The 13,054-nt window shown below is 51.5% G+C and carries 6 protein-coding genes; 1 reads left to right on the top strand and 5 read right to left on the bottom strand.

The window, feature by feature from the left end; translation table 11 throughout:
* Window positions 1–107: 107 nt before the first annotated feature.
* The 4 genes from SA190iCDA_RS11825 to SA190iCDA_RS11810 form a co-directional block, all read right to left on the bottom strand.
* Window positions 108–530 carry a hypothetical protein gene (locus SA190iCDA_RS11825; RefSeq protein ID WP_070888294.1) on the bottom strand — a complete coding sequence of 141 codons (423 nt, stop codon included), beginning with the start codon at window positions 528–530 and terminating at the stop codon, window positions 108–110.
* A 72-nt stretch (window positions 531–602) separates the two neighbouring features.
* The gene (locus SA190iCDA_RS11820) at window positions 603–1,229 is read right to left on the bottom strand and encodes an HAD family hydrolase (RefSeq protein WP_070888295.1); all 627 of its coding nucleotides are present in this window, start codon (window positions 1,227–1,229) and stop codon (window positions 603–605) included.
* Between the two features lie 51 nt (window positions 1,230–1,280).
* Window positions 1,281–2,084, bottom strand: coding sequence for a hypothetical protein (locus SA190iCDA_RS11815; protein WP_070888296.1), 804 nt, complete (start codon window positions 2,082–2,084; stop codon window positions 1,281–1,283).
* A 403-nt stretch (window positions 2,085–2,487) separates the two neighbouring features.
* Window positions 2,488–3,210: a metallophosphoesterase gene (locus SA190iCDA_RS11810; protein ID WP_070888297.1), complete on the bottom strand. Its 723-nt coding sequence runs from the start codon at window positions 3,208–3,210 to the stop codon at window positions 2,488–2,490.
* A 274-nt stretch (window positions 3,211–3,484) separates the two neighbouring features.
* Between SA190iCDA_RS11810 and SA190iCDA_RS11805 the strand changes: the two genes are divergently transcribed.
* The gene (locus tag SA190iCDA_RS11805; RefSeq protein WP_070888298.1) at window positions 3,485–3,844 is read left to right on the top strand and encodes a hypothetical protein; all 360 of its coding nucleotides are present in this window, start codon (window positions 3,485–3,487) and stop codon (window positions 3,842–3,844) included.
* A gap of 304 nt (window positions 3,845–4,148) precedes the next feature.
* Here the strand turns inward: SA190iCDA_RS11805 and SA190iCDA_RS11800 are convergent, their stop codons facing one another.
* Window positions 4,149–12,779, bottom strand: coding sequence for a calcium-binding protein (locus tag SA190iCDA_RS11800; protein ID WP_139159580.1), 8,631 nt, complete (start codon window positions 12,777–12,779; stop codon window positions 4,149–4,151).
* Window positions 12,780–13,054: the final 275 nt, after the last annotated feature.

Genomic DNA, 13,054 nt, shown 5'->3' with positions numbered 1-13,054 from the left:
GTCAGCACAAAAAAGCATCCCAGGGTGCGGAGTATCACAAGCTTTGTTGGGCAACAACGGTAATCCTGTCCTAGATTTCTTTTACAAACCTAGTTCGCTTAGCGCCTTTAGGGGTCGCCCGTATGATCACGGATTATTTTCTTGGGAAGCGCATACATAGCCATAACGAGCGAAGTTATTGCACCTGATAGGAAGTTGAACGTCTCATTTATATCCATAGATAGAACCGTACCCCAAGCCAGTGCGCCAAAACCTCCAGCCATGGTTACGATAAAGACATGAAGAGCGCATTTATAGAGCCTAAAAGACGCATATATGACTGATAGAATCAAGGCCGGCAATCCATAAAAGAGTAAGCTAGTCAGAGATCCCAGCACACAAAGCCAAAATGCAGCAACAAATATTTCAGCCGTGCTCATGCTGGAGCTTTGCGACAAAAGCTCCACTCTAGCAAAATCGAATGCGCCGAAAATCACAACCAATACTGGGCACAAAGTAAATGAAATGATTACCTTTTTGAGGGGGTACATATTAATCTACACATCCTTGCGAGAAAACACTCTGGCTCCAGATCCCCTGTAGCAAGCCATCACGATACTTCATCATTCTTTCAGAACCCGCTCAGCAAATTCGATCAGGTTGGAAAAATCGCCACCGCCCGCGCGACTCAGGTAACACCCAGCAATCCCGGCTGCTCTAGCCCCGTCGCGATCGCACCTAATAGAGTCTCCTATCATTACCACCCTCTCGTCTCCCAGTTGTTGACCAGGTTGAACCCCTAAGTCGCGGCACACCGCCTGGTAAATGCATGGATCCGGCTTCGTCACACCCAGCTCGTAGCTAAACGCATAGGCATCCAGCCCCGGTAACAACTCTCGAACCTTGGGGCCATACCCAGAGGCCAAATTTGAGCACAAACCGATCTTGACGCCTGCCGACTGCAGAAGCGCAATTGCCTGGGCCGCATCCGGGTAGACCTGCAAACTCGAAAGCTCTGCTTCGAGCTCCTCAGCTAGGTGCTGCAGCTGCTCATGGCTGACTCGAATGTCGAGGCAGCGCGCTAACTCCTCCCAGCCGAGCTCATGCGTCATGATCATCTTCACATCGTCAGCCGTGGGCCAACGCCCCTGCTGCCGGCCCAGACGCAGAAGCTGCAGGTGCGGGTTGCGCCTGTCCTCGATGCTGATGACAGTTCCGAAGACATCAAAAATTACTGCTGTGGTCTTCATTGAGGCTCCTGGGGTCACCTAACCGGCGGTGGACTTGGTATAGCTAGCGCCCTAAACGCCGACATCAACCTGAAACCTCAGGTCGCGAAGCTCATCACTGAGCGCGCTGACTGGAAGCGCGATTAGCAAGCGGATTGCAGCATGGTGTGTCGCTTTCGCGGAAACGTTGAATTGTCCATCCAAAACAAGAACGGCCTGCCACTCCGGGAGGTATCCCAGTGAAAGCAGCGGAAGGAAAAACGGGTCAGGACGGCGTCTGGTGCATTCGATGAGAACCTGAGTTTTCTCCATTGCCATGAACTCGTCTCGCGCTTGTTCAAGCGTGCTTTTGAGCTCCTCAGGATCCATCAGGTGGGCAAGCTGGAATATCGTTGAATTGCGCTCTTCTACCCTGTCACCTTTGATATCTGCCTCGTCCACAGTTGCTATCGTCCTACACCTGCGTTGATTCGGAAGCCCGACGTTGATCAGCTTCACTTCATCTTCATTGGCAAGCTCGACGTCATTCGAGAAGTCCGGTTGACGTTCAGGATCACTACGAAACATGAGATCGACGGGGCTAATCCCATTTGAAAAATCCAGGCCATCCCTACCCCCATCAAAACTTCGCCAGCTGGCTATGAGATACAGGCTCCCAGACTGGGTGAGAAAGAGCCGATGGCCGGAGATCTCAAATCCGAAATTGATTCTTGAGCTCATCATCCGAGCGCCATCGCGGAAGCGCTTTTCCTTGTCGCCATGAACCTCACCGCATAGGTGTCCATTCCACAGATAAACTTGGCTCATGATTGCCGTTACTTGATGCTGCGAAGGTAGCGACAACATCGCTCTAAACGCATTCAACACGTCCAACATTGGTCATCTACCCCGGCGGCTCGTACAGCAGGATGGTACTAATCGACTTTGCCTGCAGCTCAGCTGACAACGCTTATCGATATACAGGGAGAGATGCTCACACCAAGTGGAGGCGTGAGGGCTCACATTCGGAAACGATGACGTAGTGATCCTTGCCACACGCGCTCTGTACCAAGCAGAAATCTCCGCGTGAAGTGAGCCTACGCACTGGCGGTGTCACGACAGTCTCACCATTGCTGATCGAGCCCGCGCAGTCCAAAAAGAGCGTACCGGCATAACGACTGCCCACTCTCGCAGCGTTCGTCAGGTAAGCATCGATTAGCACGCCCCAATTGATACGAGAGGCCTTCTCGACATCAGCAGGTATGTTTTTTTCATCCACCGCATAAATTCCTGGAAAAACTTAAAGATCAATCACGAAGCTGGGGTCAAATCCTGTCTCTTCCCCTGGGTAACCGCGCGGATTGGAGATCACCCGACACCCGTAGAACTCTTCATCCACCGCTTCGTGCGTGTGCCCGAAAATCCACGCGTCAGCCTTACTCAGAAGTGACGGCCATTCATTTGCGTAGGCAGCACTGAGGTGATCCTCCCCCACTATGGAAGCGAGCGGCGCGTGATGTGTGATCACTAAGGTTTTGCCGTCAAACGGCTTCTCCAGCTCGCTTTTCAGCCAGTCGTGAGCAATCCGGTTGCGCTGAATCACATCAGCCGGGCGGAGCTTTCGATAGCTGTCACCAGCACGGATCAGCTTGTAGTCGTTCATCCGGCTAAGGGCCTCGAAGGCAGCAATCGGCGCATTACCGGTGATCGAAAAGTCAGTCCACGCCGTGGTGCCCAGGAAGCGTACGCCTTCCCAGATGAATGCTTGGTTTTCCAAGAGGTGTACATGCGGCGCCGCGACTGCCTTCATTTTCTCCCAGGTGCGACCAATGTGGCCGCCATAGAACTCATGATTGCCCGCAATCTGCACCACATCGCATTTAAAGGATTGGTTAGCCCACTCCGTTGCACGGACGCCCTTTCCAATGTCGCCGGCCAGCACAGCTATGTCGGCATCACAATTGGGTGGTTCGAAACCAACGCCGAACTCCAAATGAAGGTCGGAATAAATCGAAATTTTCATGCTTTTTCTTCAGACCATTTTCGAATCGCGAATTAGCCATATATTGATGCGTGGAAACTCCCAGGGCGCGCGTTGATCAACACAACAGCACGCAACCCGCATATATGACTATATACATATATGCGGGATCTCTCAATTACGGCTTGCTCAACGCCGTCCTGAAATCCAGTGGCTGGTTTCTCGGCCATGGTAAAGTGCCATAGACGTGCGGCCCCTCCAGCGTATCGCTGGATCGCCACACGAGCAGATCTGCAGAAGGGAAATGGGTAGGCGAATGACTCGCGAAGAGGAACGTCTGGTGTGGGTATGTGCGTTGGAGTTGTTTGCACTGCCCGTTCTACAAAGCTTTGTGCTTAAGAGCATCGAGTACATTCAGATTGGCAAGCCTGACTGCGATATCCCTCGTTTGGCGAGCGCTGAAGGCATGTCAGAAGTCGTAGGCCACCTATTGTCCGACATCGAACAAGGTAAACGTCCACTTTTGCATGACTTTCGCTCGTTCAATCGTGAGCATTTGCGCGCATTGAAAGACATTAGGTTTGCGATCGCGTGTGAGATCCTCAGGCGTGTGCCTGAGGAGAATCTCACTCCCCGCCTCTCTGAAATTAGGTTCCGGGACGACTTGGGGGTTTAAGTCAAGCGCGCCTGCAATAGCTTCCTTGAGCCGTCAATCCCTATGACGGCTCAATCAGTCTCTCGCCATGGTTATGAGTACCTACCGCACTAAATTCATCGTTTGAGGGGTACTGGTCGAGCCTCACAGATGATCCTCAGCGCAGCCTAAGGTGTAACAGGTGAACATCGTCAAGGCCTCTTCCAAGTGATCGCAAGCCCGCCCAGGTTCGGAGTGATTTGCTGGCGGGCCAGGGTGTGAGGAGGAGAAATTTTTACTGGATGAAGAAACCCGGCTAATCGCCGGGTTTTCTCTTCCCTCAGATCTACTGCCAGTTGGCAGCAATGACGACATTGAGCTGTTCTTTTTGCGCTTGCGTCAGATTGATCTCACCTCCAGCGGGTGCGCCGAAGGCAGCCATGGCGTTGACGAGGTTATCGACCTGATTTGCATACAAAGAAGAGCTACCGGCCTGAATGACATCCAGACGCTGGGCTGAGTCTGCATACCAGTCCTGCACGGTGACACTGTCCCCTGAGCCTCGCACATCGACCACCAAGTTATTTCCCTGGCGCGACAGCCAGAGATTATCCCGAGTGATGCCTTCGATACTCAGTACATCGCTGTCAGCTGGGGTATTGGAGAGGTTATTGATCACATCCTGGCCATCTCCGGCAGCAAAGTAGTAGGTATCACTTCCATCACCACCGAGCAGGTAATCATTACCCTTGCCACCACGCAGCTTATCGTTGCCAGCACCGCCATCGATTAAGTCAGCATCGGACGAGCCAATGATGTTTTGATCACCAGCCTGCCCTGCCAGGATGGTGCCAAAGGAACGCTCATCCGGTACCCCCTGATAGTTCGGCGAACCCTTGGTGTCCGGATTCGTCAGACCGAAAGCACCGAACAGCTGGGCAGCAGTCAGCTGACCGCCCGAAGCGAAGCTGATTACGTCGACCACATGGTCGCCACCCAAGAACCAGTTTTTCAGTGTGACTTGATCGCTACCGCCGCTGACCTTCAGCACCAGATCGTTGCCGCTTTTCATCAGCCCGCTGGAGACTTGGTTGAACGTGATGCCATCGAAACGCAAGGTGTCGAAGCCACCACCGATGTTGTCGATGACGTCCTGCCCACCGCCTGCCGCGAACACATAAGTATCATCGCCACGGCCGCCAACTAGCGTGTCATTACCAGTGCCACCGCTGAGGGTATCGTTACCGTTGCCACCTTCAAGGCGATCATTTCCAGCAGCACCAGATAGCTGATCATTGCCGTTAAAACCTTGCAGCAAATCACGCTGAGCAGTGCCATTCAGTGCCGCATCATTACCGCCGGTGCCCTGCACTACACTGTCAAACGCAGCTGCAGACGCTGCAGGTACAGCAAGGCCAAAAGCTCCAAAGATCTGCGCCGCAGTCAACTGCCCGCCTGTATCGAAGCTGATCGTTTCAACCAAGTTATCACCACCCAGGAAGAAGTCTTTTAGGGTCACTTGGTTGGTGGAGCTGCCATTTACCTTCAGGACGAGGTCGTTACCCGACTTACCCAGGCCAGAAGCTACCTGGTTAAAGGTAATTCCATTGGCGAAGCGCAGAGTGTCGATGCCGCCGAGTTCTTCAAGCACATCCTGGCCAGCTGTGTAGATATAGGTGTCGTCACCAACACCGCCTAGCAGCCGGTCGTTACCCGCCCCGCCATTGAGGGTGTCCTTACCAGCACCACCAATCAGCACATCATTGGCAGCAGTTCCGGTGAGGACATCATCACCACCAACGCCTGCAACCGGAGGCTGATCGCCGCCGCCTGGATTGGTACCGCTGTCACCTGGTTCTTCACCATTACCAGGGCCTTCACCATCGCCCGGCTCGCCGGTGCCACCGCCGGGCAGAGCTGTTAGCAGGCCAGCAATCTGGGCGGTGGTGATGTAGTTACCACCATCGGGCTGAACGTAATCGATGGCGAAATCGCCACCGAGGAAGTGATCGGTAACTTTCAACTGCTGCTGAATATCGCCGTCCACCAGAACCAGCAGATCGTTACCCTCACGATGGAAACTCAATCGAGTTCGCGCGATACCGATGAAAAATGCACCGTCGAAACCACCGCCGCTGTTGTCGATGACATCGACACCGCCACCAGCACGGTAGTAGTACTGATCGTCGCCAGCGCCACCGGCCAGCCGGTCATTGCCATCCTCTCCATCGAGCACGTCGTTGCCATTACCGCCAATCAGTATGTCGCTACCCGAACCACTCTGCGATCCGTTGCCACCGGAAAGGTAGTCGTTGCCATCGCCGCCTTCGAGCTGGTCATCACCACCCATGCCAAATAAGGTGTCATTGCCGGCCAGACCGCGGAGTAAATCTTTACCTTGTCCGCCAGCGAGTTGCTCGCCCGTGGCTGTACCCTCGACCAGAGTTTCGAAACCACCCGGGATGTTTGCGGCTGCCACGATCTGCGCAATGCGAGCGGCATTGATCATGAAGCCGCTATCAGGCTGCACGTAGCTGATGGCTTTGTCGCCACCCAAGAAATGACCTAGCACTCGTACTGACTGTTCAGCGTCCTCATCCACGAGGATCAGGAGATCATTGCCGTCACGTTTGAACGTTAGGCGCGCCTCGTCAATACCGCCGCTGAAGAACACCCCATCATTGCCACCGCCGGTATTGTCGATTTTGTCTACACCGCCGCCTGGGAAGTAAACGTACTTATCGTCCCCCAAGCCTCCGGCCAACAGATCATTACCTGTACCGCCCATTAGTTGATCGTTTCCGGCACCGCCAGAAATGGTGTCGTTACCAGCCTCGCCATCCAAGTAGTCGTTACCGTTTTCACCATGAATCACGTCGTCGCCGGCGCGGCCCCATGCTTGGTCGTCACCGGCGCCAAGCTGCATGGTGTCATTGAGGTCGCGATAACCGATAAAGCTATCCGTAGTAGAGGTGCCATGCCAGATTACCTGGCCTTCGACTTCCGCCTGGCTCAGTTCGCTGCCATCGGCGAAAACGAAGTACTCCAGTTTGAAGTGATCATTGGGCTCCTTAAACCAGTTCTGTACCGTGATCGAGTCAGTGCCGTTGGCATGCTCGATAACCATGTCCAGACCACGGCGGTGGAAGCTCAGATCGCTGGCCGAAATACCTTCCCCGAAGCTCAAGGTATCTGCAGTCGGCTCAATGTTGCTGTAGGCCTCATTCGCACGACGCTCAATCAGCAGGTCATGGCCATCGCCCAGATTGAAGATGTAGGTGTCCTCACCGAACGAGCCGTAGATGGTGTCGTTACCCGTGCCGCCTTCGATGATATTGGTGCCCTGATTCCAGGCATTGCTGTATGCCTCAATCAGGTCATCACCAGCACCGCCTTGCAAGGTGTCGAAGCCTTGGCCCTTGAGGGTATCGTTACCATCGCCGCCAGCTAGCAGGCCGCTGCCTTCCAGGTAGTCATTTCCGGAACCGCCTGAGAGCACCCCATCGCCGTAAAGATGGTCATCACCGGAGTCACCATGGAGTTGATCATAACCGCCGCCGCCATGGAGGGTGTCGTTGCCGTCACCTCCGTGTAGCTCGTCATCACCCCAGTCCCCATTAAGTAGGTCGTCACCGGCACCGCCAAACAGGGTGTCGTTACCATCACCTCCATTCAGAGTGTCATTGCCTTCATTGCCATGAACTTCATCATCACCTTCGTGACTGTGAACGATATCGTCCCCCGCTCCGGCTCCAATCAGGTCGTCGTCCGGGTGGCCGAAAATCTCATCAGCAACATCGGTACCGGCCAACGCCATTTGCTTAATCTGAGCAATATCCCAAGATGTGCCATCGGCAAAGAGAATTGACTCAACTGGTGTATGGCCATTTAGACCCGCCTGGTAAGAAAACTGATCCTTGACTCGAATCTGATCACCAGTGGCCGTACGGCTTATCACCAAGTCGTATTGATCACGACGCAAAACGACATCTGCAGGAGCCGCATCAGTCAGTTGCAGCCTGTCGTTACCGCTTTCGTCCAGAATGAGATCGACACCGTTTCCAGCGGAGAAATGGTATAGATCGTCTCCCTGCCCCCCTTGCAGCTGGTCGTCGCCGGAACCGCCCACCAGGGTGTCATCACCTTGTCCACCCTGAAGCAAATCATCGCCAGCGCCGCCACTAAGTAAGTCATTGCCAGCGAAACCTTGAATGTGGTCTGCACCATCGCCAGAAGAAATCGTATTGTCCAGATCGTTAGCCTGGATATGATCGTCTCCCGTCGAGCCAGCCAGCGTTCTCGCATTTAGACCCTCGGAATCCAATACTTCCAGATTTCCTAGCGCATCCTTAAGGATCAGCCCGCGCTGCGGACTGCTACCATCGAAGAACCGTTCGAACGTCAATGTGTCCTGACTATTACCTAGGAAAGAGACAACGAGATTGTCGCTATTACGACGTAACAACAACTGTTCAAGGCTGTAGCCCTCAACCTTAATAGTGGCTTCATCTGGTAACCCGCTTACTCGGTCGTGGTCACTACCTTGCCGGAAGATATAGGTGTCTTTTTCGCCGGCCCAATAGAGATCGTTGCAGACGCCGCCGTCAAGTACGTTCTCGCCTGCCCCACCAGACAGCTCGTCACCACCATCACCACCCAACAAGGTGTCGTTGCCAGCGCCCCCGGTTAAATGATCATTTCCGGCGCCCCCCGATAGATGATCATTCCCGTCGTAGCCATGGAGCACATCATGGCCAGCACCACCGTCAAGGACATCATCTGTTGCATAGCCATAAAGGTTATCAGCCCCATCAGTGCCAACCTGTACCAGCTGCTTGACCGACTCGACATTCCACGAAGTACCGTCAGCGAAAACGATTCGATCAATCTGATAACCGTCGGTGGCATCACTTTCAAAGTAGTGTTCAACCGTCAGTTTGTCGTCACTGCCTTGAATGCTCAAGATGAGCCTGTTCTGCAGACGGGTCAGGCGAACATCGGCAGGTAAAACATCCGCAGCAAGCCGAATAACGTCTTCGGAACCAGCAGAACGATCAAAGTTATTGATCACATCCTGCCCGTAACCGCGACCGAACAGGTAGGTATCAGAGCCTTCCCCGCCGGTGAGGTAGTCATTGCCGGCGCTGCCATCCAGAGTGTCGCCGCCGTCGCCACCCTCAAGGCGATCATTACCCTCGCCGCCAATCAAATGATCATTCCCTTGATTACCAATCAAGGTGTCGTGACCCGCGCCGCCGTTGATCAGGTCATCTGACGCATAGCCGTATAAGGTGTCCGCCCCGCTTGTGGGCTGCAAAACTAGCTGCTTGATTTGCTCAAGCGTCCAGAAGCTACCGTCGGCGAAAACGATTCGATCAATAAAATGTCCGCTCGTTGCATCACCAGCAAAGAAACTCAGAATAGAAACAGAATCACCTGTATCAACGATGGTGAGTACAAGGTCATCGTTACCGCTGCGAGTCAAACGGATATCCGATTGAGCGATACCTGCGGAAAGGCTTAGTACATCTAACCTCCCAATCGTATTATCGAGGTTTAAAATTCGATCATTGCCGTCGCCACGACCAAATACATATGTATCTGAGCCTGCACCACCGTTTAAACTATCATTCCCTCGCCCACCAACCAGAGTATCATCACCTATACCACCATTCAGCGTATCGTTTCCCAAACCACCGAAAAGGGTATCATCCCCACCTTTTCCATCTAGCAGGTCATTGCCAATACCGCCTTCGATTAGATCACTACCTGAATAGCCTAGCAATTGATCATCAGCATCGGTTGAAGCAATTACAGCTACCTTGATCTCATCAACACTCCAAGAAGACCCATTAGAAAAATCTATGCGATCTATTTGATATCCACCAGCACCATCCTTATAAAAGAATGACTGTATACGCAAACTGTCGAGCCCGCCCTCCAGATGTATCAAAAGATCGTCGCTAGACCGGCGTAACGAAACCTGATGTTTCTCTAAATTGCCACCTAGCAATACACGATCTAGGCGAGAGGCGGAGGTGTCATGATTATAAATAACATCATGACCTGAGCCAAAACCAAAGCGATATGTATCTGAACCAATTCCGCCATTCAGATAGTCATTTCCCTCACCGCCATCTATGACATCATTGCCTGCGCCACCAATAATGTTGTCATTACCACCACCTCCCGACAAGGTATCATTACCACCATTGCCTTCAATCAACTCGTGCGAATCAGAACCAGCTATCGTATCAGCAGACTCGTAACCCTGCAGCCGAGTTAGGCCTTCACCTGGGGACAAAACCAATCTCATTATCTCATCACGCCCCCAGGATTGCCCGCCAGAGAACAAGATCTGATCTATCTGGTATCCGCCCTTAGCATCTAGATAGAAGAATCTTTCAACTTTTAAAGAGTCACTTTGCCCTTTTATTTTCAGTAGCAGATCATTACCGACGCGAGAGACATCAATATCCGCCTTGGTCAGACCGCCAGAAACAGAGACGACATCAAATCGACCTATGGATCGATCATAGCTATGAATGACATCGTTACCAGAGCCGACCCCAAATATATATGTATCCGCTCCTTCGCCTCCGTCTAAATAGTCATCTCCAGCCCCGCCGTTGAGAATATCGTTGCCACCCTCACCAAACAGCATATCATTGCCGTTCCCGCCGACGATAATATCTCTCCCTGCGCCCCCACTTAAATAATCACTACCCTCTTTACCCGACAAATAATCGTCGCCGTTATTACCGTGTATTTGGTCGTCCGCACCCGAGCCGATAGCGAAATCGACTCCACCCTCTAAAGATTTATTCTGTCCACTCTGATCTAAGAAGCTGAATATTGTTTGTGCCCCCAGCTGAACCGCAACTGCCGACCTGTTCTCTGGCGTTAATGATTCAACCCATACCCCAAGCCTGGTAGACCATTCATTCAAAGGCCCCCTCAGCTCCTTCATGAGTTCAAACAAGTCCAGAACTGCATTAACGGGATCGGCCTCGTAAGCAGCCTCCAGCTTATTTGAAACGCTGCTATAGTCTAGAGAGACGCCATCCAATGTCACACCAACCTGGATTTCCCCCAAGTACTTAGATAGCCGAGTTTGAAGGATTAAACCCTGATACACAGACTCTAACAGTGCCTCATATGCTTGATTGATAAACGCGGCTTGAGTACTATCAACTGCCAAGTGCTTTTCTGTAATATAATACGTAGCGTCTCCTGATTCGATTCCACCACCGAACGTAGTACGACCGCCCTGAATAGAACCTGCACCTACACTCGCACTAACAAATTCTTTGCCACTGCTATCTACAGTTTTAGTAGATACGAATTTGAAAAAATCTTGCCCGTTAAAAATTTCTAGAACTTTTATTTTTTCTAAAAGAGCTTTCTGGGCTAATTGTTCCGCCGAGGGCTCACTGAGACCTTCACCGATAGAGATAGACCCGACATTGTTTCCGTTACCCCCCGATGTTCCGGCGGCAAATTCGGTGCTATCTGGCTTTTCCCAAGAATAGGAAAAAACGAACCTTGCCTTATCAGTATTGAGGTCAGAGACCCGTTGATCGAAGGTTCTGAAATTCGAACTAGCAGCCCATTCCTTTACTACGCCAGCGATCATTCCTATTTGCTCGAGTCTGGTTCCACCTTGGGAGTAATCAGACAATGCTCTCTTCAAATGCGGATTAAGCATAGTAGCTTCGCGCAGATCACGGACTGCTCCCGAGCCATACATATCGGGTAGTGATTTGGCCGATGCATCGAGCGTTATGGTATCGGTAAACTTCCTATAAAAAGGATTGGAGGCCAAGTCGAGGTTGGCCGCTTGGGACAGGCTGGAACTGATATAGCTAGCGCTACCATCATTTCTAACATAACTCCCTAGAGCACTAATCAAATTCCCATTAGACTCCTGAGCGACACTATTAGAAGTTAAGTTAATCGCGACGATGCCGTGATCAGAAAGGGTTTTCAGTTCCCCTTGCTGAGACAGGCCGTCTTGATTAGCATCACTCCAGATAAGAACTTCGCCAAATCGATCATCTTGTATGTTAAAGACACCATCTGAATTTGTATCAAAGTCACTTAAAGCGTCGAATCCATTTGCAGCCTTCGAGCCATCAATTTTTATAGTATCGACACCGAAGAGCTCCCCCCCATTATCTATTTGACGGTTTCCATTTCTATCGAGCACCAGGAAGCCATCGTCACCGCCCAGCCATCCAGTGCCGGTTTTTACCCCATCGCCATCAAAATCAAAGACAATTCCGAGATTAGATGGAACAGTTTCAACTCCATCACCATCCAAATCGAGTGCCAAAGGATCCACTCGTGGAACAAAATTCATAGCAGACATGAAGCCGGAATTAGCCATTGGTGCAATTGCGCAACTTGCACCCGTGTCGTAATAGGTGATTAAATCTCTAATGATATCTTTACTGTCTTCACTCATACGGTTATCATCGAGATAACCCTGCCACTTATCCATCAAGTCTCTAAGTGACTCTCTTAAGTTATCATCAATTGGCTGAGCATTTAAATTTTCCGGAAAATTTGCCGGGTCAGTTCTAGGATCATTCTGAGGATCAGTGATCAAATCTCCGCGCTTTAGCTTATCAAGTACTGCATCACCGATGTCACCAGCACTAGACCAATCTTGCTGACCGAGTTGACGCCCTACGTCGTTATTGTACAAATCCCCATTCATATCGCGCTTGCCGCGCTCAGACTCGAAATTTCTCGAATTTCGACTTTCTATGTAATCACCACCCAGCCTTGATATTCCAGGCGTCGAAAGCCAAGACCAAACCGCATTGGTGTAGGCGTGCCTAAAAGCATCAAAACTTGGATCAGAATCGGGGAAATCCGAAGTCCCTGTTCGGCTTTCGTACATATCTCTAGCTTTATCTTGCCACCACTCTCGGCTTAACGGAGTTTTTTGCATCATTGATCTTTCAGCCATGACTCTTCCTTAATGTCATAAGTTAGTTATTTATTAACTTCTCTGTGAAGCATCCCAATCTTGGCGCCTTGAAATAGATAACCTCTGTTTTGGTCAAAGATTTTTTTGATATATGGAACACATACCAAACGCCATCCTCCGCGGGATAGCTCTTCCCATTCAATATTCTCGAGAGCTCCACATTCTGTTTCTCAATTCGGTCGATATCATAAGAAGGATAGATACAAACATGCTCCCCACTCGCGGTGAGCGGCGCCTCTTCGAATCTGCTTAGA

The organism is Pseudomonas argentinensis (assembly GCF_001839655.2).
Classification (GTDB): domain Bacteria; phylum Pseudomonadota; class Gammaproteobacteria; order Pseudomonadales; family Pseudomonadaceae; genus Aquipseudomonas; species Aquipseudomonas argentinensis_B.
This window is presented reverse-complemented; position numbering and strand designations above follow the sequence as displayed.

What these genes read in the sequence shown, in the direction of transcription:
- SA190iCDA_RS11825 (WP_070888294.1), bottom strand. Translation starts at nt 530, where the DNA reads ATGTACCCCCTCAAAAAGGTAATCATTTCATTTACTTTGTGCCCAGTA.
- SA190iCDA_RS11815 (WP_070888296.1), bottom strand. Translation starts at nt 2,084, where the DNA reads ATGTTGGACGTGTTGAATGCGTTTAGAGCGATGTTGTCGCTACCTTCG.
- SA190iCDA_RS11805 (WP_070888298.1), top strand. Translation starts at nt 3,485, where the DNA reads ATGACTCGCGAAGAGGAACGTCTGGTGTGGGTATGTGCGTTGGAGTTG.
- SA190iCDA_RS11800 (WP_139159580.1), bottom strand. Translation starts at nt 12,779, where the DNA reads ATGGCTGAAAGATCAATGATGCAAAAAACTCCGTTAAGCCGAGAGTGG.
- SA190iCDA_RS11810 (WP_070888297.1), bottom strand. Translation starts at nt 3,210, where the DNA reads ATGAAAATTTCGATTTATTCCGACCTTCATTTGGAGTTCGGCGTTGGT.
- SA190iCDA_RS11820 (WP_070888295.1), bottom strand. Translation starts at nt 1,229, where the DNA reads ATGAAGACCACAGCAGTAATTTTTGATGTCTTCGGAACTGTCATCAGC.